The following is a 20871-nucleotide window of genomic DNA, read 5'->3' as shown; positions in this document are numbered from 1 at the left end:
AGGGAAATTCAAACTGCTCCACCGCGCCTTGACATGATCGGACCGCTCGCCCCAATTGGCGCCATGGCGGGTGAGGAAAATAAGGATTTGGCCAGTTCGGGTCAGTAATCTGTGGGGCCGAGTCTCCGTCCGGGTCGGTCTCGCGGCTTGGATGCATGGCCGGCCAGATCACGACCCCGGTCGACTTCGACAGCATGGGTCAGGACAAAATCGAACGCCTGTTCGCGCCGAAGCCGGCATTGCCGCCCGCAGATTCCTCCTTATAAGCGGCGGATGACCGAATCCAGCGCCCGTCATCGCGAGGAGCGGAGCAACGAAGCGATCCAGGAGCCGCCCGCCGGCCCTCGCTCCGCTCGTAATGATACGACGTCGAAATCCGTCGCCGAGCTCGCCGCCGCCGGTCTGCTGGAGCCGGCGCGGGCGGAGACTCTGCGCGCCGTCGAGGCGCGCTATAGCGTCGCCGTCACGCCGGAGATCGCCGCGCTGATCGATCCCGCCGACCCCGCGGACCCGATCGCCCGGCAATTTCTGCCGGATCTGCGCGAGTTGGAGACGCGCCCGGAAGAGCGCGCCGATCCGATCGGCGACGACGCCTTCAGCCCGACGGAAGGCCTCGTGCATCGCTATCCCGATCGCGTGCTGCTGAAGCTGCTCTCTGTGTGCCCGGTCTATTGCCGCTTCTGCTTCCGCCGCGAGACGGTGGGCCTCGGCAAGGGCGCCTCCCTCTCCGAAGAGGCGCTGGATAGAGCGCTGGCCTATGTCGCCGCGCGGCCGGAGATTTTCGAGGTCATCCTCACCGGCGGCGATCCGCTGGCGCTCTCGGCTCGGCGGCTGCGCGCGGTGGCCGAGCGGCTCGCGGCCATTCCGCATGTCGCCGTGCTGCGCATCCATACGCGCGCGCCGACCGCCGCGCCGCGCCTCGTCACGGCGGAGCGGCTCGAGGCGCTGAAGGCGAGCGGCAAGGCCGTCTTCATGGTGCTGCATGTCGATCATGCGCGCGAGCTTTCCGCTCCGGCGCGGGAGGCCGTCCTCCGCATCCAGAGGGCGGGGATTTCGACGCTCGCGCAGACGGTGCTGCTCGCCGGCGTCAATGACGACGTCGACACGCTGGAGCTGCTGATGCGCGCCCTCGTCACGGCGCAGATCAAGCCCTATTACCTGCACCATCCCGACCTCGCCCCCGGCACAGGCCATTTCCGCCTTTCGCTCGAGCGAGGGCGGGCGCTCTATGGCGCGCTGGCGCAGCGGGTCTCGGGAATTGCGCTTCCCTCTTACGTTCTCGACATTCCGGGCGGATTCGGTAAGGTTCCGCTTCAGCAATCGCATCTCGAGGGCGACGAGAAAAACGGCTGGTTCGTCCGCGACCGCGCCGGGCGGCGGCATCCCTATCCGGCGGGAGAGCGGGAGCAAAGTCAGGCGTCGCCGCAAGATTGACGGATTGTTCGTCTCATTGCGCGTCTATGGCTCGTCTCGTCAACGAAAGCTTCGCCTTGCGCCGTTTTATCGCCCTTTGCCTCGTCCTTCTCTTCGCCAGCGCGGCCGTCGCCGCGGAGCCCTCCTCCTCGCTCGATCTGTTCAATGCGAGGCTCGACGCCGCGCGGGCGACGCTCGAGGATGTGGAGAAGACGCTCGCCGATCCCTCGCTCAATGACGCCACGCTCAAGAGCCTGCGCGATCGGGTCGACACTCTGCCGGCCGAGCTTCAGGATGTCGTCGATCGGCTGACGCCACGCCTCGCCGCCTTGCAGGCGCGGCTCGACGAGCTCTCGGGCCCGGCCAAGCCCGCGAGCGAGACGAAAGACGCCCCCGCCGCTCCGCCTCCCGCGCCGGCCGAAGCGCCGCCCAAGAAGGACGAGGTCGCTCCCGGAAAAGGCGCGCGCGCGCCGACCAATGGCAGGGCGATCATCGCCAAGGCCTCCGCCGAGACGCGGCCCGCGCCTGTCGTCCCTGCGCCGGCCCCTGCGGTCGAGGGCGGCTCGCTGGCGACGGCGAGCGTCAACGCCGAATGGTCGGAGCAAAAGAAGCTCTACGATGAAGTGGACGCCACGCTGAAGCGCGCGCGGGCGCTGTCGATCGAGGCGCGGCAGACCGGGCTCGTGATCCGCGCGCGGCAGCGGGCGCTCTTCGCCAAGACGCTGTTCCTGCGCACGAGCGGGCTGTTCTCTCCGGCACTGTGGAGCGCCGCTCTGCAGGAGTTGCCCTTTGACGCGAAAGTCTTCGGCCTGCTGCTCGAGCAGCGCGGCGCCGCGGTAACGGCCCGGCTGCGCGACGGCCAGCTCGCGAGTTTTCTGGCGACGATTTTCGGCGTGCTGCTGCTCGCCGCGCCAGCGACCTTGCTCGCCCGCCGCTTCTCCAAGCGCGAAGCCGCGGTCGAAGCGCCGGACCGATTCCGCAAGACGACCGCGGCGTTGACGACGACTTTGGTGACGGCGGCGTTGCCGGTCGTCCTCGTCGCGGCGATCGCTCTGGCCATCGACGCCTTCCAGCTCGAGGACGCCTTTCTCGCGCCGCTCGGCCGGCGGCTCTCGGAGGCGGTGACTTTCGTCGCCGTCTCCTATGGGCTGGCGCGCGGTCTGCTGGCGCCCGGCCTGCCGCAATGGCGGCTGGTCGGCTTCGGCGACCGGCTGGCGCGGCGGCTGCTCTATCTCGCCGTGCTCGTCGGCTTCGTCGCCGCGGCGACGCGCGTGCTGGAGCAGATCGCCGAATTCGTGCAGGCGGGCCTGCCGGTCATCGTGCTGACGCGCGGCGCAGGCGCCTTGTTCATCGCCATCGTCTTTCTCGTCGTCACGGTCGCCACGCGCCACGAGACGCGCGAGAACGACCCCGGCGCCGATCTCGAGGGACGCGACTGGGTCTATGCGCTGCGCCTGCTCGCCTGGGCGGAGATCGCGGTCATCACCGGGGCGCTGGCGGCCGGCTATGTGGCTTTCGCCAATTTTCTGGTGCTGCAGATCGCCTGGCTCGCGGCTGTCGGCGCGGCGCTCTATCTGCTGCTCGCTTTCGTCGAGACCGGCCTCGCGCGCGCCTTCCAGCCGCAGACGCCGCTCGGCCGCGCGCTCGTCTCCGGCTTCGGCGCGCAGCCGGAGTCGCTCGGACAATTCGCCGTGCTGCTGACCGGCGTCGCCACGCTCGGCCTCTACGCCTTCGCGCTCTTCGTCGCGCTCGTCCCTTACGGATTCCAGTCGGGCGATTTCTTCGGCAATCTCCAGACCGCTTACGCCGGCTTCAAGATCGGCGAAGTGTCGATCTCGCCCGCCGGAATGGCGACGGCGCTCGCTCTCTTCGCGTTCACCTATGGGGCGACCAAGGCGCTGCGCCGCTGGCTCGATCAGCGGCTGCTTCCACTGACGCGCCTCGACATGGGGCTGCGCCACTCCATCGGCGCCAGTCTCGGCTATGCGGGATTCTTGCTCTCCGTCTCGGTGGCGCTGGCCGAGCTCGGCCTCAGCCTCGAGCGGCTGGCCATCGTCGCCGGCGCGCTGTCTGTCGGCATCGGCTTCGGCCTGCAATCGATCGTCAATAATTTCGTCTCCGGCCTCATCCTGCTCTGGGAGCGGGCGATCCGCGTCGGCGACTGGGTCGTGCTGGGCGAGGAGCAGGGCTATGTGAAGCGCATCAATGTGCGCTCCACGGAGATCGAGACTTTCGACCGCGCCACGATGATCGTGCCCAATTCCAATCTCGTTTCCGGCGTGGTGAAGAATTGGTTGCGCAATGATCGCGTCGGCCGCATCAAAATCGCCATAGCGCCGCATTCGGGCGTCGATCCAGAAGAGATTCGCGAAATTCTCCTCGCCGCCGCCAAGGCGCAGGACGGGCTGCTGCGCATTCCAGCGCCGCAAGTGATGTTCCTTTCCATGGAGCAGACGGCGTTTCGCTTCGAGCTCTGGTGCTTCGTCGACGATGTCGAGCAGGCGACGCGGGTGAAGAGCGATCTGCATTTCGACATTTATCGCCGCTTCGCCGAGGCGGGCCTCAAAATTTCGCCGCCGGCGCCGGCGCCGGCCGTGGTGCAGGTGATGGGGCTGGAGCCCTTCGCTCCGCCGGCGCTTTCGCGAGAAGACGAGCGGGATTATGTGATCGCCGGGCAACGCTGAAAAATTCAACTGAATTTGCGACCTCCTCGCGCTGAAAAATCCCGTGCGCTACGACCAATAGTCAAGAATTTCAGGTCAAACGATTCATCGGGGTTTCGTATCGAAATGAATGGTTCGACAGAAAAGCGTAAACGGATATTGCTCGCCACATTTGGGACTCTCGGCGATATATATCCATTCATCGCCATTGCCCACTCGATGCGTCAGCGAAGTCTCGATGTCGTGATCGCCGCGCCCGAGATGCACCGAGGATCGATCGAGCGCGAGGGTATCGCATACACACGCTTGCGTCCGCACGAGAACGACATCGTCGGCGCGCTCGGCGTCGACATACCGGGCGCTTTCCAGATCATGCTCCAGAATCCCTATTTCATTCTTGACGAAATTTATCTGCGATTCCTCTCCGAGACCTATCACGATACTTTGACGGCGGCGGAAGGAGCGGACGCGATCGTCACGCACAGCCTTCTCGTCGGCGCAAACCTGGCGGCTGAAAAATCTGGCCTCCCGTCCGCGCGGGTCGCGCTCGCGCCTCTATACGTCCAGTCGGCAGCCGCTCCGTCGTTCACCCCTCCGGCGCCATATATCCTGCGACCCGAGACGCGCTTGGCGATCAGATACAACGAACTGGTGCGATCGTTCATACGAACCGGCATAAATCTGCGACTGAAGCGTCTGCACGTTTTTCGGAGAAAGGTCGGACTGCCGCGCAGCCGGGAAGACCTGTTTCTCGACTTCGGCAGGACGAACAGCGCATCTAAAATCTACGGTCTCTACTCACCCGGCTTCGCCTCGCCTCCACCAGATGGACCGGACAATATGGAGGTTCCCGGTTTTCCCTTCTACGCGCCCCGAGACGAGCGTCGACGCGCGCTCAGCGAGCCTTTGAGAGTTTTCCTTTCGTCGGGCGACGCTCCGGTCGTCTTCACTTTGGGCTCGTTCGCACCCCAAGTGTCGGGCGGCTTCTACGATGTCAGCATAAGCGCCGCCCGCGCCTCGGGAGCTCGAGCCATCCTGCTCACCGGCCCGAAAGACGCCGCTCGACTTTCGTCTTCGGTCGGCCCGAGCGAGTTCGTCTGCCACGATGCGCCTCACGACGAGCTCTTTCCGTTCGCCTCCTGCATCGTCCATCACGGTGGCATCGGAACGACTGCCCAAGCCTTGCGAGCGGGAAAGCCGCAGTTGATCGTGCCTTTTTTCGGAGACCAGCCCGACCACGGCAAACGCATCGAACGGCTGGGCGTTGGTTTCGCTCTGAGGCTGTCCGACTATGATCTGAAAAATTCCACGAAAGCTCTCGCCGAGCTTCGCGACCAACGCTATCTGCGCGCGGCGCGAGATTTCGCCATATCCATGCGAGCGGAGCGTGGGGTCGAAGCGATCGTCGATTGGGCGTCGGGCGGCCGCTAGCTGGCGCCGGACGTCGAGGCCTCGAACGCGAATACCGTCGAGAAAGTCCGGTAAGAACGCGTTTGGAAAGCCCCCGAAGCGAAGGGGCGTTCGGCTGCAAGGTGCGCCCATGCTTAACTTTGTCTCAACCCTCGCCGAGGGAGAAAGCACCATGTCCACACTTGCCCGCCTCGCCCCCGTCGCCATGGCGCTGCTCTTTCTTTCCGCCTGCTCAGACGGGAGCCGGCTGCCGCGCGAGCCCGAGCAGCCGAGCTTCTATCGCTCGCTCGCAGCGCCCGGCGCGCGCGTCGACGCGGAGGCGGCGCGCGAGATGATCTCGCTCTATCGCCGCAACAACGGGCTCTCGACGCTCGCGCTGGACGAATCGCTGCGCGAGGCCGCGCAGGCGCAGGCCGATGCGATGGCGGCCGCCAATTCGCTGGACCATAATGTGCGCGGAACGCTGGACATGCGCCTCACCGCGCGCGGCATGCGCAGCGTCAGCGCGGCGGAGAATGTCTCGGCCGGCTATCACACGCTCGCCGAGGCTTTTTCGGGATGGCGGCAGTCGCCGCCGCACAATAAGAATTTGTTGATGAAAAAAGCGACGCGCATGGGGCTCGCGACGGCCTATGCGCCCAATGCGAAATACAAGGTCTATTGGGCGCTGATTCTGGCCGACTGACGAATCACGCACGGCGTTTGCGCTTGCGTCCGCCGCTCGTCGTCCCGCCCTTGTCGCTCGGCGCATTCGTCGCCGCCTCTTGTGGCCTCACATAGCGAACGCCGAGAAAGAAAAGTATCTGCGCCTCGCCGACGACGGGCGGCGCCACGGCCGCCGACCTCGCCCTCGAGGAGAAGGCTATGAGTTCGCCCATTTCATCGCCCCCGCAATGAAGCACGTAAATCGCGCGATTGGTCGATGCGGCGATTAGGGGCCGCCGAGGGTTAATGTTGCGTCAATGTCCGCGCGCTAAATTCGCCGTTCGAGTATTAAAGTTGCGATTGGTGCGTAAATGCCACGATGCGAAAGCGAACGGCGAAAGGCCGAGGCGGCTCTGTTCCGCGAGATCGTCGACCAGTTCGTCGCGCGTCCGCTGCATCCGGCGGCCGATGTCGAGCAGTTCGAGACGCTCGCCAGCGGCTTCATCGAGATGCTCGACGCCGATGTCGTCGCCGAGCGGACGCTCGAATTGTGCCGCCATCCGGATACGCCGCGCGGCGTGGTCGCGCAGCTCTTGGACAAGGGCGGGCGCGTCTCGCGCATCGCCATAGAATATGCGCCGGCGATCCATGCCGGGCTCGTCCGCGCGCTCGCCGAGCATGGCTCCGCCGAGCTCGCCGTCGCCATCGCCCGCCGCTCCTCGCTCGAGCGCAAGATCGTCGGGAGCCTCGCCTCACGCGGCGAGAGCGAGGTGCTCTGCGCGCTCGCGGCCAACCGGCGCCTCCATCTCGATCAGGCGGCGCGGCGCTCCCTGTTGCAAGCCGCGCGCGACGATCTGCGGCTCGCCCGCATATTGCTGGACCGCGGCGATCTCGCGCTCGACCCGGAGGCGCTGTTCCTGGCCGCCGATTCCGGCGAGCGCTCGCGCATTCTGCTCGAGGCGGCGACGCGGGCGCTCGTCGCCAATGGGCCGGAGCATGTCGCGCGGCCCGTCCCCGCTCTCGCCGAGGAGATCGACGCCTGCGCCATCGCCCGCGATTTCGAGGGGCTGGCCGAGGCGCTCGCCGAAGCACTCGACTGCCGCAAATCGCGCGCGCGCGCCATTCTCATGGACCGTGGCGGCGAGGCGCTGGCGCTCGCCCTCGTCGCGCTCGGCGTCGGCGAGGACACGGCAATCCGCATTTTCCTCGGCGCGGAACGCGACGCGCCGGATGTGGAGCGTATCCGCTCGCTGGTCGCGCTGATGCGCTCGACGCCGCCGCGCGCCGCGCAACGGCTCGTCGGCGCCATGACCGGCTCGCTGCGCCAGGAGAAGGAGCGCGCCGCCGCCGCATCCGCCGCACGTCCCGGCGCCGCGGAGCAGAAGCGCCGGCGCAAGCAGAAAAGCCAGGCCGCCAAAGCGCAGGCGTGAGGCCGCTCGAGAAGCGAGCCTGAAGGCTCGCTCTCGTCTGGCGCGGCCCTTAAGGCCGCATCATGCCGCAGCGGCAATTCGTCCTTTATTGACGCCGATCAAAGACGCGCGTCCGCACGCCGTTTACGCCGAGCCTCGTTCGATCGCGGCGCGTGTCTTCTCGCATTTTCCTGCGTGTCGCTCGCTTCGGACCAATGAGTCTTCGATGGAGGAAAAGGCATGTCGCTCATCACCTGGACGCCCGAGCAATTCGCCACCAATGTCTCCAAGCATGACATAGAGCATCAGGAAATTTTCAGACTGCTGAATGTTCTGGGCGATTCGGTCGCGAGCGGCGACCGCGCCGCCGTCGGCCGCGATCTCGACGCGCTCATCGACTATGTGGCGGAGCATTTCGCGTCGGAAGAGGCGAATTTCGAAGCCTATGGCTATCCGGCCTTCCCCGGCCACAAGGCCGAGCACGACAAGCTCGTCGCCACAGCGCTCGATCTGCAGAAGAAGTTCCACGCCGGCGAGGCCGAAGTGACCGCCGATACGGCCGCCTTTCTCGTCGGCTGGCTGACGGATCATATTCCGAAGATCGACAAGCTCTACGGCTCCTTCCTCAATGAGAAGGGCGTGGCCTGACAGCGCCTCTTCCCCTCTTCCCGCGCCAGCGGGGAGAGGGCCGCCGAGGGGCGACGAGACCGCCCGAAACAGCTCCGTTTCGGGAATCCGTTCCGCCATGTCATAAGACCCGCGCAATTCACCGATAAGCGCGCGGACATGATACGCCTCGAAAACATCACCAAGCAGAACGGCCAGCAGCTCCTCTTCATCGAAGCCTCTGCGGCGCTCCTTTCCGGCGAGAAAGTGGGCCTCGTCGGCCCCAATGGCGCCGGCAAGACGACATTGTTCCGCATGATCGCGGGGCAGGAACGCCCCGATGAGGGCCAGGTGTCGGTCGATCGCGGCGTCACCATCGGCTATTTCAACCAAGATGTCGGCGAGATGGCCGGCCGCAGCGCCGTCGCCGAGGTGATGGACGGCGCAGGCCCGGTGAGCGCCGTGGCCGCCGAGCTGGCCGAGCTCGAGGCCGCCATGGCCGATCCCGACGCCGCGGAGAATTTCGACGAAATCCTCGAGCGCTATGGCGAGGTGCAGGCGCGTTTCGAGGAGCTGGACGGCTATGCGCTGGACGGGCGCGCGCGCGAGGTGCTCGCCGGCCTCGGCTTCAGCCAAGAGACGATGGACGGCGATGTCGGCTCGCTCTCCGGCGGCTGGAAGATGCGCGTCGCTCTGGCGCGCATTCTGCTGATGCGCCCGGACGCCATGCTGCTCGACGAGCCGAGCAACCATCTCGATATCGAAAGCCTCATCTGGCTCGAGGAGTTTTTGAAGGGCTATCCCGGCGCGCTGCTGATGACCTCGCATGATCGCGAGTTCATGAATCGCATCGTCGGCAAGATCATCGAGATCGACGGCGGCTCGCTCACCAGCTTTTCCGGCGATTATGAATTCTACGAGCGCCAGCGCGCGCAGAACGAGCAGCAGCAGCAGGCGCAATTCGAGCGCCAGCAGGCCATGCTCGCCAAGGAGATCAAATTCATCGAGCGCTTCAAGGCGCGCGCCTCGCATGCCGCGCAGGTGCAGAGCCGCGTGAAGAAGCTCGACAAGATCGAGCGCGTCGAGCCGCCGCGCCGGCGCCAGTCGGTCGCATTCGAATTCGCCCCCGCGCCGCGCTCCGGCGAGGAGGTGGCGACGCTGTCGCGCGTTCACAAGCGCTATGGCTCGCGCAGCATCTATGAAGGGCTCGACTTTCAGGTGCGGCGCAGGGAGCGCTGGTGCGTGATGGGCGTCAATGGCGCCGGCAAATCCACGCTGCTGAAGCTCATCGCCGGCGCGACTCGGCCGGACGAGGGCGCCGCGGCGCTCGGCGCCAATGTGAAGATGGGCTATTTCGCGCAGCACGCCATGGAGCTGCTGAATGGCGAGCACAGCGTCTTCGAGGCGCTGGAGGACGCTTTTCCGCAGGCCGGGCAAGGCTCGCTGCGCTCGCTCGCCGGCTGCTTCGGCTTCTCCGGCGACGATGTGGAGAAGAAATGCCGCGTGCTCTCGGGCGGCGAGAAGGCGCGGCTGGTGATGGCGAAAATGCTCTATGACCCGCCGAATTTCCTGGTGCTGGACGAGCCGACGAACCATCTGGACTTGGGCACGAAGGAGATGCTGGTCGAAGCGCTCGCGGCCTATGAGGGCGCCATGCTGTTCGTCTCTCACGACCGGCGGTTTTTGGCGGCGCTCTCCAATCGCGTGCTGGAACTGACGCCGGAGGGCGTGCATCAGTTCGGCGGCGGCTATACGGAATATGTCGCGCGCACCGGGCGCGAGGCGCCGGGGGTGCATGGGTGAGCCTGGGGTGCATGGGTGAGCGAAGCTTCGCTCACTGCGCCAAATGCCGGTCGAGAAACGCCTTCACTTTGGCGAGGGCCAGCCGCGACTCCGGCGCATCGGGAATTTGCGCCTGGAACACATGCGGCATTCCCTCATAGACGTCGAGCTTGGCCGTGCCGCCCGCGGCCTCGATCGCCTGATACAGCCGCACCGAATCGCTGAGCAGAATTTCCCGCGTGCCCGCCTGGATGAGAGCCGGCGGAAAGCCCTTCTCGAAATCGCCATAGACGGGCGAGACGTAAGGATGGCTCCAATCCTTCTCGTCCGCATAGGCGAGCATGGCGTTTTTGATCTGGCGGTCATAGGCCATGATGGGATCGGCGTCGCGCAGCGTCACGCGCGTGTCGGCGGCGTTGCCGAAATCGGCGGTGAGCGACCATGTCACCACCGCCGCCGGCAGGCCGAGGCCCTGGTCGCGCATTTTCAGCGTCGTCGCGACCGCGAGATTGCCGCCGGCGGAATCGCCGAAAATGGCGATCCGCCGCATCTGCGATCCAGACGCCAGCAGGCGCTTCACCACGGTGACGACGTCGTCGGTGACCTGCGGCCATTTCGCCGCGGGCGCGAGGCGATAGTCGACGACGATCACGCGACGGCCGAAGGCGCGCGCGAGCTTCGTCATTCCGGCGAGCGACCCGCGCGCGTCGAAATACACAAAGGCGCCGCCATGGAGATAGACGATCGCCGACCCGTCGGCGACGAGCCCGCGCGGCTCTATGTCGAAATAGGCCGCGCCGCCGATCTCGACCCGAGACACAGTGACGTCCTGCGTCTTCAGCGCGTCGAGATCGACCTCGCGCGCCGAAGCCGCGGCGGCCTGGAGCCGCGCCCAGCCATTGTGATCGCCGGGCTCCGGCAAAGTGGGAACGGCGGTGCGATTCCTGCCGATCTTCGTCAGCAGCCGCTTGCCGTCCGCCGAGATTGTCGCGGGAACGAAAGCATAGGTCGAGCAGCCGGTGGGATCGGCTCCCAATGTCGGGCGCAGGAGGGCGACCAGCATCATGCCCGCAACTGCGCAATGCGCGAGCGCTTCCTTCAAGCTCTCACCCGGATCCGAAGAACGTCCCACGCCGTGCGCGGCATCTCGCAGGCGAGATTGCGCGAGAAATTTTGCCGGCGCTTTTCTCGCTCGCGACAAATATTTCCGTTCCGTGATGCGCCTTCGGATTTTGCCGCGCGACGCGGCCCGGCTATTTCTCCTCCCGCACCTTGCCGTCCAACAAGCAGCTCACCGTCACATCGCCCATCACATTGATCGCCGTGCGGCAGCGGTCCAAGAGCCAGTCGACCGTCAGCAGCAGCGCGATATAATCCGTCGGCAGCGACACGGCGCGGAACACCATGGTCATGGTCACGAGGCCGGCTTCCGGAATGCCGGCCGCGCCCACAGAGGCGACGACCGAGGTCAGCACCACCAGAAACTGCTGACCGAGCGTCAATTGCAACCCCAGCAATTGCGCGACGAACAGCGCCGCCATCGCCTCATAGAGCGCCGTGCCGTCATTGTTGAAATTGGAGCCGACCAGCGCGCCCATGCTGGCCGATTGCTCGCGCAGGCCCACCTTGTCGCGCAGACGCTCATAGGTCAGCGGCATTGTCACTGTGGAGCTGCCGGTCGAAAAGGCCATGAGCAGCGCATCGCGCACGCCGCCGACGACATGCAGCGGGCTCGCCCATGAGCCGAACCTTATGCGCAGCGCATAATAGAGGAATTGCAGCGCCAGCGCGGTCAGCACGGCGATGAAGAATCCGCCGAGCGCGAAAAAATCGCGAAAGCCTTTCACCCCGACGATGCTGGCGACGAGGCCGAAGACGGCGAAGGGCACGACATCGATGATCCAATGCAGAATGGTGATGAGGCTGGTCAGCGCCACATGCACGAGATCCTCGACCGTGCAGACCTCATGCGTCTTCAGCCCGCGCAGCGCTATGCCGAAGGCGATCGCGATGAAGATGACGCCCATCACCGCGCCATTGTCGGAGAAGGGCCCGACGATGCTCTTGGGCACGCTGTCGAGGAATTGCGACAGCGGATCGGCGCCGCCCCCCACGGGCTTGGCCGCCGGTGCGCCAGGGACGGCCGACATCCAGGCGCCGGGCTGCAACACATTGGCCACAGCGAGGCCGATGAAGATCGCCACCAGCGTATTGGTGAGCAGCAGCGTGACGAGACGTAGCGCCTGTCGTCCGCCCAAATGCGCGCGCATCAGCGCCTGCACGATGGCGAGCAGGATCAGCGGCGGCGCCAGAGCGCCGAGCAGGCGCAGGACGAGCTTGGCCGGCGTCTCGAGGATTTGCGCCGCATCGCCCAGCGCGAGGCCGGCTCCGACGCCCAGCGCCACGGCGGCGATGATGCGAGCATAGAGCGGCGTCGCGCGCCAATAGCCGAGGAGGCCGGAGAGCTTTTCGATGTCATTCGTCGAATGCAATGGACTATCCTTCGTAATCATATTCGATCGAATAGTCTGCGCGTCTCGCGGCGCGCGGTCCAGTGCGTCCGCGCATAGCGCGCAAAGACGGCGTCACGCCGCCTTTTTCTTCTCCGCAATCGACACCAACGTGCGCAAGATTCGGCGCGCGCCCTCGAGACGGCTCTTCATATCGGCGAAATCGCGGATGAAGACGATCTTCATGTCCGGGCGCACCTTTGCCTGCGTGCCCGGCTCCATGACGAAACGCGCGAGGCCGGCGGGATCGGCGAAATTGCCGTCGCGGAAAGCGACGATGACGCCCTTGGGCCCCGCCTCCAGCTTCTCCACATGCGCCCTTCGGCAGAGCGCCTTGATGGCGACGATCTTGAGCAGCAGCTCCACCTCCGGCGGCGTCGGGCCGAAACGGTCGATCAGCTCCGCCGCGAAGGATTCGATGTCCTGATCCGTCTCCAGCGTCGAGAGGCGGCGATAGAGCTGCAGGCGCAAAGTGAGGTCTTGCACATAATCTTCCGGTATCGTCACCGGCGCTCCGATGGCGATGGTCGGCGACCAGGCCTCCTCCTCCGGCTCCTCTATGCCGGCCTTCAGCAGGGTGATCGCATCGCCCAGCATCTGCTGATAGAGCTCGTAGCCGACCTCCTTGATATGGCCGGACTGCTCCTCGCCGAGAAGATTTCCGGCGCCGCGAATATCGAGATCGTGGCTGGCGAGCTGGAAGCCGGCGCCCAGCGTGTCGAGGCTCTGCAGCACTTCGAGACGCTTTTGCGCTTGCGGCGTGATCGTCTTATTGGCGGGCGTGGTGAACAGCGCATAGGCGCGCGTCTTGGCGCGGCCGACGCGTCCGCGCAGCTGATAGAGCTGCGCGAGGCCGAACATATCGGCGCGCCAGACGATGAGCGTGTTGGCGGTCGGAATGTCCAACCCGGATTCGACGATGGTGGTCGAGAGGAGAATGTCAAATTTCCCCTCGTAGAAGGCGGTCATGCGCTCCTCGAGATCGCCGGCCGCCATTTGCCCATGCGCCATGACGAATTTCGCCTCCGGCACGGCCTCGCGCAAAAAGGCGGCGGCGTCCTCCAGATCTTCGATACGAGGACAGACGAAGAAGGCCTGGCCCCCGCGATAGCGCTCGCGCAGCAGCGCCTCGCGCACGATGAGCGGATCGAAGGGAGAAACAAAGCTGCGCACGGCGAGGCGATCGACCGGCGCGGTGGCGATGAGCGACAATTCGCGCACGCCGGTCATGGCGAGCTGCAAAGTGCGCGGGATGGGCGTCGCCGAAAGCGTCAGCACATGCACTTCGGCGCGCAGCTCCTTCAGCCGCTCCTTATGGCCGACGCCGAAATGCTGCTCCTCATCGATGATGACGAGGCCGAGATCCTTGAAGGAGATCGCCTTGCCGAGCACGGCATGGGTGCCGACGGCGATATCGACGGTTCCATCCGCAATGCCGGCCTTGGCGAGGCGCATGTCAGAGGCGTGAGTCATGCGCGACAATTGCGCGACGCGAATCGGCAGGCCGGAGAAGCGCGTCGAGAAAGTCTTGTAATGCTGACGCGCGAGCAATGTCGTCGGCACGACGACGGCCACTTGGCGGCCATTGATCGCCGCGCAGAAGGCGGCGCGCAGCGCCACTTCCGTCTTGCCGAAGCCGACGTCGCCGCAGACGAGCCGATCCATCGGACGGCCAGAGCCGAGATCGTCGAGCACGGCCTCGATCGCCGCGGCCTGATCCTCCGTCTCGTCGTAAGGAAAACGCGCGCAAAATTCGTCGTAGAGTCCTTCCGGCGGGACGAGCTTGGTCGCCTGCCGCAGACTGCGCTGCGCCGCGATCGCGATGAGGCCCTTGGCCATCTCGCGAATGCGGTTCTTCAGCCGCGCCTTGCGCGTCTGCCAGCCGACGCCGCCGAGCTTGTCGAGAACGGCCTCCGTATCCTCGGAGCCGTAGCGCGTCAGCAGCTCGATATTCTCGACCGGCAGATAGAGCTTGTCGCCTCCGGCATAGTGAATCTCGAGGCAATCATGCGGCGCGCCGGCGGCGGTGATCGTCTCCAGGCCGATGAAGCGGCCGATGCCGTGATCGACATGCACGACGAGATCGCCGGCCGAGAGCGCCGCGACCTCGCCGAGAAGATTTTCCGTATGCTTGGTCTTGCGCCGGCGGCGCACGAGGCGGTCGCCGAGAATATCCTGCTCGCCGAGAATGGCGAGGCCTTCCGTCTCGAAGCCATGCTCCACGCCGAGCACGGCGAGCGCCGCCGCGCCCTTGCCGAGCGCCAGCGCCGCCGGCAGAGAGGAAACCGTCTTCAGATCGCGCAGCCCATGCTCGGCGAGCACGCTGCCGAGACGCTCGCAGGACCCATCCGACCAGCCGGCGACGACGACGCTCTTGCCGGCGCCGCGCAGCGCCTTCACATGCTCGACGGCGACCTCGAAGACATTGGTGTCCTCATTATTGCGCTCGGGCGCGAAATCGCGGCCGGCGCGGGCGGCGCAATCGATCGTCTCCTTGCCGGCGCCGTCGGGCGCGGCGAAGGGCGAGAATGTCGCGAGGCTGCGGCCCTCGAGCTTGCCGCGCCATTCCTCTATGGTGAGATAGAGCTGATCCGGCGGCAGCGGCTTGTAGTTGGAGTCGGCCGGGGCGGCGTCATAGGCGAATTTGCGCGCGTCGTAATAATCGGCGATCTGCGTCAGCCGCTCGCCGGCGGCTTCCTCGACCAGCGGATCGAGCAGCAGCGGCGCCTCGCCCACATAATCGAAAACACTGCCCATGCGCGCATAAAAGAGCGGCAGCCAATGTTCCGCGCCCTGATGGCGGCGGCCCTCGCTGATCGCCTCATAAAGAGCATCGCCGCGCGTTTGGCCGCCGAAGCGCGTGGTGTAGGCTTGGCGGAAGCGCCGCATCGTGTCGCTGGTGAGGCGCAGCTCGCTCATCGGCACGAGATCGAGCGAGCGCAATTGCCCAATGGTGCGCTGGCTCTCTGGATCGAAGCTGCGAATCGATTCGAGCGTGTCGCCGAAGAAATCGAGGCGGATCGGCCCCGGCATTCCCGGCGCGTAGAGATCGACGATACCGCCGCGCTGGGCGTATTCGCCGGTCTCGCGCACGGTGGAGGAGCGCAGAAAGCCGTTGGTCTCGAGCCAGAGGGCGAGCTCGTCCAGACGCACGACATTGCCCGGCGCGGCCGAGAACGTGTCGGCGGCGACGCTTTCCAGCGGCGGGACGCGCTGGAGCAGGCAATCCACTGTGGTGACGAGAACGCGCGGCCGCTCGGCCGAGGATTTGGAGCGGGCGAGCCGCGCCAGCGCCGTCATGCGGCGGGCGGAGATGGCGGCGTTGGGCGAGACGCGATCATAGGGCTGGCAGTCCCAGCCGGGGAAATCCAGCGCCTCCGCCTCGGGCGCGGCGAATCGCAACGCCTCGCGAAAGGCCGCCGAGCGTTGCGCGTCGCGCGCCACATGGACGAAGACGGCCGGCCGCCCTTCCGCGACGCGGGCCAGCGCGCGGGTGAGATCGGCGGCGACGAAGGCGTCGAAACCGTCCGGGACATTCACGAAGCGGAGCTTGTCGCCTTTTTCGATACGGGCGACGGCGGATCGAAGATCGGTCATGATCCTGTCGGGTCTTTAGAGCTGTTTGAGTTCGCATGTTCTTGTCCGAAAACCGCTTCGCGGTTTTCAGGAACATGCTCTAGAGATCGAGCGGCTTCTCATGGTTATGGAAAGCCGCGATCCGGCGGAAAAGGGGCGTGTCATAGCGCGCCGGAACCGGCTCGGCGCGCGACAGCCAGCGGAAGACCTCGTCGTCCTGCGCGTCCAGCAGCGCTTCGAGATCGTCGAGCTCGGCCTCGGGCAGAGCGGCGATCTCGGCGTCGACGAAACGGCCCATCAAAATGTCCATTTCGCGCATGCCGCGACGCCAGGCGCGAATTTTTATGCGCCGGCGGCGAATGTCGGGATCGTCTGAAGCTGAGGCGCTCAAGGGCGGAAATCCGCGGACTGGGACTGGGCGGCGTACAAGAGTTCGCGCGCCAGGCCGCCATTTCGGGCGCCGGCGCGGAACCTCGACCGATTAGCGCAGGCGGCGGCGAAAAGATAGATCGCCTCTCCCTGTGCGCAGACGTTCGAGACAGTTGCAATGACGCTTCGATTACGGCATAAGGGCCCCGTCGCGGCGACGCGGCATGGATGCGGGTGTAGCTCAGGGGTAGAGCACAACCTTGCCAAGGTTGGGGTCGAGGGTTCGAATCCCTTCGCCCGCTCCAAAAATCAAATCGGGCCAATCGAGCAGCGAACGTGGGTGCGAGTATAGCGCCCGCGGTTTTGCTGCGTCTGGCGCTCATCGGCGCTCGACCTCTGCCCGTGAAAGCTGCTCATTCGGGGTCGGACGCCGCCCGAGCGCGAAAACCCGGTCGCGTCGATACTCGTGGCTATCGGCTGGCGGAGGGGGCGGGATTCGAACCCGCGATACGGTTTCCCGTATACACACTTTCCAGGCGTGCGCCTTCAACCACTCGGCCACCCCTCCGTGAATCCTGGCCGGCGTAGATTCGGCCTTGGATCGGCGCGCACTATATTCACAAGCCGCCAGAGTGCAAATCATTCCGTGAGCCGTCCACGGTCAAACTTCGGCTCGCCGCCCCGTAGCGGCCCGGCGTGGACAGGCGGCTCCGCACATTCTATGCATGAAGCTCCGCGTCGGGCTCGAAACCGCCATGCTGAGATTGCTCATTCGTTTTCTCGGTCTCGTCCTCCTCGCCGGCGGATTCGCCGCCCTCATCGTCGATGGCGCGCGTTCGCTCGCCGGCGACGGGCTCCATGTCACGCCGCTGAGCGAAGGCGCCGCCGATCTTTTTCCGGCTCAAATGAAGGCGTTTCGAATCGCCATCGAGCAAAAGGCGCCGCAATTCTGGAGCCCGGTCGTCTTCACGCTGCTGCTCGCGCCGCTGAGCCTCGCGCTCACCGGCCTCGGCGGCCTGCTCATTGCATTGAGCCGCAAGCGCCGCCGGCCGATCGACTTTCCCTTGCGCTGATGTCCCCTTTCGTCGCCGGCGCCGCGGGGCCATATCGGGGCGGAGGCGCGTCGCTTAGCGAAAGGTCGACCGACATGAGCGATCACTTCGTCAATCACCATCCCATCCACGGCCCCTTCCCGCCGGGGCTGGAACAGGCCGTCTTTGGGCTCGGATGTTTCTGGGGCGCGGAACGGCGCTTCTGGAAGCTCGGCGAGAGCGTCTATTCGACCGCGGTCGGCTATGCCGGCGGGACCACGGAAAACCCCACTTACAAGGAGGTCTGCGCCGGCCGCACCTTCCATGCGGAAGTGGCGCTCGTCGTCTTCGATCCGGCGAACATCTCCTTCGAGGAGCTGCTCCGCGTCTTTTGGGAGAGCCACGACCCGACGCAGGGCAACCGCCAGGGCAATGATATCGGCACGCAATATCGCTCGGCGATCTTCTGCTATTCGGACGAGCAGCTGCGGGTCGCCGAGTCCTCGCGGCGGGCCTATGGCGAAGCGCTCGCGGCGCAGGGCTTCGGGCCGATCACGACGCAGATCGCACCGGCCCCGCTCTTCTATTACGCCGAGGACTACCACCAGCAATATCTGGCCAAGAATCCGGACGGCTATTGCGGGCTCGGCGGTACGGGCGTCGCCTGCCCCGTCGGGCTCGGCGTCGATCCGGGCGCGACTCCAGGCTGAATTCAATTCATCTATTTCGCCTTCAACACCTCGCGGCATTCGGTCGGCAGCTTCGACATGGTCATGGGCGGCCATGTCTTGGTCGATTTCTTCGGGTGCAGCGCCTCGTCGGTGAACCACCAGGCCAGGGATGAATCGCAGCCGTCGCCCGGCGGCACGGGATCCTGATCCTTGCAGCTCTCCGCGCCGCGCGGGCAATAGAGCCTAATGTGAAAATGATAATTGTGCCCGAACATGGGGCGCACCTTGGCGAGCCAGGAGCGGTCGCCCGTCGCCTGCCGGCACAGCGCCCGCTTGATGGCCGCGTTGACGAAGATGCGCTGTACCTCCGGCGCCCGCGCCGCCGTGCGCAGAACGGCGAGATGGCCCTCGGTCCACACGCTCGGATCGATGTCGAGCCGATCCTCGCGCACCATATCGGTCGCCGACATCTCCTCCCGCTCGGCGCGGGACAATTCCCGCTGCGGCATGGGGGTGAGCCAAATATCGGCGTCGAGGCCGATCTGATGGGAGGCGTGGCCGGTGAGCATGGGCCCGCCGCGCGGCTGCGAAATATCGCCGATGAGCAGGCCCGGCCAGCCGGATGCCTGCGACGCCGCCGGCGCGAGCCGCTGCAGAAAGGCGATGAGCGCAGGATAGCCCCAGAAGCGATTGCGCGAGAGCCGCATGATCTGCCAGTTCGGCCCGTTGACGGGCAATGGCTCGGCGCCGGCGAGGCAGCCATGCGAATAAAAGCCGATCGGATCGGGATCGAGCGGGGCGGGGCTCGTCGCGCGGCCGAAGAACTCCTTGGCCGGCGTCGACGGATCATCGGGATGGGCGAGAGGCGGCAGGGGCTTGGGGTCCAGAGTCCCCTTGTCCTGCGCGAAGGCCGGCCCCGCCGCGGCCAGCCAGAGAACGATTGCGGCCGATCTCCAATGGTTCATGTCTGCGGCTTTCGTGGCGATGTGAGTGACGGCGAGCGAGAATCGGTCGGATTCTCGTCGCTTTTCGGTCTTTTCGCCAGCCCGCGCGGCAAGGCGAAGAAGAGGTGATTCGATTCGCCTCGTTTTTCCGCTTTCACGTCAACCTTACCGTCGGATATAGATTGCCCCTACGTAGGGGCCACGTTTTTATGCCGCCCTAACTGTGCGGCGTGTGTCTCGTGTTCGCGGGGAGTGTTTGTCATGCGTTGTTTCAAAGCCCTCGTGCTCGTTCTCGCTGCGATGATCGCATCGATCGGGGCGGCGCAGGCGACCGTGCAAATCCATATCGATCTCTCGACCCAGAGAATGCAGGTCGAGTCGTCCAAGGGCTCGTATAGCTGGCCGGTTTCGACGGCGCGCGCGGGCTATGTGACGCCGCGCGGCACCTATGCGCCGACCGGCCTCCAGAAAATGCACTATTCGCGCAAATATCACATGTCGCCCATGCCGCATTCGATCTTCTTCAACGGCGGCTATGCGATCCATGGCACTTATGCGACCGGCGCGCTCGGCCGCCCGGCCTCGCACGGCTGTGTTCGCATCTCGCCGTCCAACGCCGCGACGCTCTACAAGCTCGTGCAGGGCGAGGGAGCGCAGATATCCATCACCGGCTCGTCGCCCACGCGCTTTGCGGCGCATAAGGCGCATCGGAGCAATGTCGCGAGCCTGCATCGGTCGCATCGCTCCCATGCGCTCGCCTATGGCCCGGGTCAGCGTTATCGCTCCGTCACCAGCGTGAAGAGCTGGCAATCGGCGCCGATGACGAGCCCCTTCGGCAACTGACCACGCGCTCAGGCGCAATTCGCGGCCGCGGCCGCGAATTCGGCCGTGACCCATTCTCTCAGCATGGCGACCGCGGGCCGGTCCTCCGCGCCGAGAGGATGAACGAAGTCATATTGCAGCCCTTCGAGCACGGGGCCGAAGGGTTGGACGAGAGCGCCGGAGGCGAGTTCCGCCGCCACCAGCGGCAGGCTGGCCAGCGCCACGCCCTGCCCGGCGACGGCGGCGCGAATGGCGCTCTCCTCGTCGGCCGCGACGACCCCGGATTCGGGATCGACGCTCTTGGCGCCGCGCTCCTCCACCCAGCGGCGCCAGCTCGGCAGGCGCGGGCCGCTCGCATGCGGCCCCCATTCGCGATGGATGAGCGCTGTCCCGGCGAGATGTTTGGGGCGGCTGATGTCGAGACGCGGACTGCAAATCGGCGCATAGCGATCGGTGAACAGCGGCGTCGCGACCTGGCCCTTATATTGGCCGCCGCCGCAGCGGATCGCCGCATCGGCCTCGCCGCCGCAAAGATCGGCGGGACGGTCGGAAGCGTGCAGCCGCAAATCCCAACCGGGCGAGCGGGCGCGAAAGGCCTCCGCGCGTGGAACCAGCAGGCGCGAGGTGAGGGCGACCGTCGCCGAGAGAGTGGCCGTCTGCCGGCGATTTTGCGGCCGGCGTAGCCGCGCGATCGACTCCGCCATGGAGTCGAAAGCGATGCGCAGATCGAGATAGAGCGCGAGCCCGTCGGGGGTCAGCGCGATCTCCCGCGCCTTGCGCGTGAACAGCCGCATGCCGACCTCGGTCTCGAGGCTCTTGATCTGATGGCTGATCGCAGTCGGCGTCACGCCGAGCTCGGCGGCGGCGAGCTTGAAGCTCTCGCACCGAGCGGCGGCCTCGAAAGCCCGTAGAGACGCGAGTGAAGGGAGAGAGCGCACCGCCCGCCTCCATGGATGAATTCATTTCATCTGATGGGCGGAATTATGCGCTTTGTCAAAAGCTTTGCCGTGGCTTTGACGG

General features: G+C 65.8%; 17 protein-coding genes, 2 tRNA genes and 1 pseudogene. 12 read left to right on the top strand and 8 right to left on the bottom strand.

The window, feature by feature from the left end:
* Positions 1-273: 273 nt before the first annotated feature.
* The 5 genes and pseudogenes from IY145_RS09955 (at position 274) to IY145_RS09940 (ending at position 6171) form a co-directional block, all read left to right on the top strand.
* Positions 274-1434 (top strand): lysine-2,3-aminomutase-like protein, encoded by a 1161-nt coding sequence (locus tag IY145_RS09955; RefSeq protein ID WP_196408064.1) that lies wholly within the window; start codon positions 274-276, stop codon positions 1432-1434.
* Positions 1435-1490: 56 nt separating this feature from the next.
* Positions 1491-4097 (top strand): DUF3772 domain-containing protein, encoded by a 2607-nt coding sequence (locus IY145_RS09950; protein WP_246721930.1) that lies wholly within the window; start codon positions 1491-1493, stop codon positions 4095-4097.
* 105 nt (positions 4098-4202) lie between these two features.
* Positions 4203-4334, top strand: a pseudogene (locus IY145_RS25680) (hypothetical protein); the annotation flags it as partial.
* A gap of 369 nt (positions 4335-4703) precedes the next feature.
* Positions 4704-5507: a glycosyltransferase gene (locus IY145_RS25675; RefSeq protein ID WP_246722258.1), complete on the top strand. Its 804-nt coding sequence runs from the start codon at positions 4704-4706 to the stop codon at positions 5505-5507.
* A 151-nt stretch (positions 5508-5658) separates the two neighbouring features.
* On the top strand, positions 5659-6171 hold the full coding sequence (locus IY145_RS09940) for a CAP domain-containing protein (protein ID WP_246721929.1): 513 nt from the start codon (positions 5659-5661) through the stop codon (positions 6169-6171).
* A 4-nt stretch (positions 6172-6175) separates the two neighbouring features.
* On the opposite strand, the gene IY145_RS09935 is transcribed toward IY145_RS09940, so the two are convergent.
* Positions 6176-6319, bottom strand: coding sequence for a hypothetical protein (locus tag IY145_RS09935; RefSeq protein WP_246721926.1), 144 nt, complete (start codon positions 6317-6319; stop codon positions 6176-6178).
* A gap of 183 nt (positions 6320-6502) precedes the next feature.
* Here IY145_RS09935 and IY145_RS09930 point away from each other — a divergent pair, with 183 nt between their 5' ends.
* The 3 genes from IY145_RS09930 (at position 6503) to IY145_RS09920 (ending at position 9949) form a co-directional block, all read left to right on the top strand.
* Positions 6503-7561: a DUF2336 domain-containing protein gene (locus IY145_RS09930; protein WP_196408060.1), complete on the top strand. Its 1059-nt coding sequence runs from the start codon at positions 6503-6505 to the stop codon at positions 7559-7561.
* 219 nt (positions 7562-7780) lie between these two features.
* Positions 7781-8188, top strand: coding sequence for a bacteriohemerythrin (locus IY145_RS09925; RefSeq protein WP_196408059.1), 408 nt, complete (start codon positions 7781-7783; stop codon positions 8186-8188).
* 138 nt (positions 8189-8326) lie between these two features.
* The gene (locus IY145_RS09920; protein ID WP_196408058.1) at positions 8327-9949 is read left to right on the top strand and encodes an ABC-F family ATP-binding cassette domain-containing protein; all 1623 of its coding nucleotides are present in this window, start codon (positions 8327-8329) and stop codon (positions 9947-9949) included.
* 31 nt (positions 9950-9980) lie between these two features.
* On the opposite strand, the gene IY145_RS09915 is transcribed toward IY145_RS09920, so the two are convergent.
* The 4 genes from IY145_RS09915 to IY145_RS09900 all read right to left on the bottom strand — a co-directional run bounded on the left by IY145_RS09915 (position 9981) and on the right by IY145_RS09900 (position 16405).
* Positions 9981-11060 (bottom strand): alpha/beta hydrolase, encoded by a 1080-nt coding sequence (locus IY145_RS09915; protein ID WP_196408057.1) that lies wholly within the window; start codon positions 11058-11060, stop codon positions 9981-9983.
* Positions 11061-11181: 121 nt separating this feature from the next.
* Positions 11182-12420, bottom strand: a complete 1239-nt coding sequence (locus IY145_RS09910) for a dicarboxylate/amino acid:cation symporter (RefSeq protein ID WP_246721924.1) — start codon at positions 12418-12420, stop codon at positions 11182-11184.
* A 93-nt stretch (positions 12421-12513) separates the two neighbouring features.
* Positions 12514-16035: a transcription-repair coupling factor gene (mfd, locus tag IY145_RS09905; protein ID WP_196408055.1), complete on the bottom strand. Its 3522-nt coding sequence runs from the start codon at positions 16033-16035 to the stop codon at positions 12514-12516.
* Between the two features lie 79 nt (positions 16036-16114).
* Positions 16115-16405 carry a succinate dehydrogenase assembly factor 2 gene (locus tag IY145_RS09900; protein WP_196408054.1) on the bottom strand — a complete coding sequence of 97 codons (291 nt, stop codon included), beginning with the start codon at positions 16403-16405 and terminating at the stop codon, positions 16115-16117.
* 208 nt (positions 16406-16613) lie between these two features.
* On the opposite strand from IY145_RS09900, the gene IY145_RS09895 reads away from it, so the two are divergent.
* Positions 16614-16688, top strand: a tRNA-Gly gene (locus tag IY145_RS09895).
* A gap of 173 nt (positions 16689-16861) precedes the next feature.
* On the opposite strand, the gene IY145_RS09890 is transcribed toward IY145_RS09895, so the two are convergent.
* A tRNA-Ser gene (locus IY145_RS09890) sits at positions 16862-16951 on the bottom strand.
* Between the two features lie 187 nt (positions 16952-17138).
* Here IY145_RS09890 and IY145_RS09885 point away from each other — a divergent pair.
* Together IY145_RS09885 and msrA are read left to right on the top strand one after the other, a co-directional pair.
* Entirely contained in the window at positions 17139-17456 is a 318-nt protein-coding gene (locus IY145_RS09885) for a hypothetical protein (RefSeq protein WP_196408053.1), read from the top strand.
* A 74-nt stretch (positions 17457-17530) separates the two neighbouring features.
* Positions 17531-18124 carry a peptide-methionine (S)-S-oxide reductase MsrA gene (gene msrA / locus IY145_RS09880; RefSeq protein WP_196408052.1) on the top strand — a complete coding sequence of 198 codons (594 nt, stop codon included), beginning with the start codon at positions 17531-17533 and terminating at the stop codon, positions 18122-18124.
* Positions 18125-18135: 11 nt separating this feature from the next.
* Here msrA and mepA read toward each other — a convergent pair whose 3' ends face one another.
* Positions 18136-19050: a penicillin-insensitive murein endopeptidase gene (mepA, locus tag IY145_RS09875; RefSeq protein WP_196408051.1), complete on the bottom strand. Its 915-nt coding sequence runs from the start codon at positions 19048-19050 to the stop codon at positions 18136-18138.
* A gap of 240 nt (positions 19051-19290) precedes the next feature.
* Here mepA and IY145_RS09870 point away from each other — a divergent pair, with 240 nt between their 5' ends.
* Positions 19291-19872 (top strand): L,D-transpeptidase, encoded by a 582-nt coding sequence (locus tag IY145_RS09870; RefSeq protein ID WP_196408050.1) that lies wholly within the window; start codon positions 19291-19293, stop codon positions 19870-19872.
* 8 nt (positions 19873-19880) lie between these two features.
* On the opposite strand, the gene IY145_RS09865 is transcribed toward IY145_RS09870, so the two are convergent.
* Entirely contained in the window at positions 19881-20789 is a 909-nt protein-coding gene (locus IY145_RS09865; protein ID WP_196408049.1) for a LysR substrate-binding domain-containing protein, read from the bottom strand.
* Between the last annotated feature and the right edge of the window lie 82 nt (positions 20790-20871).

Source organism: Methylosinus sp. H3A, from assembly GCF_015709455.1.
Lineage (GTDB): Bacteria > Pseudomonadota > Alphaproteobacteria > Rhizobiales > Beijerinckiaceae > Methylosinus.
Note: the sequence above shows the minus strand (reverse complement) of the source record. Positions and strands in the feature narration are given on the sequence as shown.

Coding starts and splice junctions, on each gene's coding strand:
- IY145_RS09955 (WP_196408064.1), top strand. CDS start 274: ATGACCGAATCCAGCGCCCGTCATCGCGAGGAGCGGAGCAACGAAGCG.
- IY145_RS09940 (WP_246721929.1), top strand. CDS start 5,659: ATGTCCACACTTGCCCGCCTCGCCCCCGTCGCCATGGCGCTGCTCTTT.
- IY145_RS09930 (WP_196408060.1), top strand. CDS start 6,503: ATGCCACGATGCGAAAGCGAACGGCGAAAGGCCGAGGCGGCTCTGTTC.
- IY145_RS09925 (WP_196408059.1), top strand. CDS start 7,781: ATGTCGCTCATCACCTGGACGCCCGAGCAATTCGCCACCAATGTCTCC.
- IY145_RS09920 (WP_196408058.1), top strand. CDS start 8,327: ATGATACGCCTCGAAAACATCACCAAGCAGAACGGCCAGCAGCTCCTC.
- mfd (WP_196408055.1), bottom strand. CDS start 16,035: ATGACCGATCTTCGATCCGCCGTCGCCCGTATCGAAAAAGGCGACAAG.
- IY145_RS09885 (WP_196408053.1), top strand. CDS start 17,139: ATGCTGAGATTGCTCATTCGTTTTCTCGGTCTCGTCCTCCTCGCCGGC.
- msrA (WP_196408052.1), top strand. CDS start 17,531: ATGAGCGATCACTTCGTCAATCACCATCCCATCCACGGCCCCTTCCCG.
- mepA (WP_196408051.1), bottom strand. CDS start 19,050: ATGAACCATTGGAGATCGGCCGCAATCGTTCTCTGGCTGGCCGCGGCG.
- IY145_RS09870 (WP_196408050.1), top strand. CDS start 19,291: ATGCGTTGTTTCAAAGCCCTCGTGCTCGTTCTCGCTGCGATGATCGCA.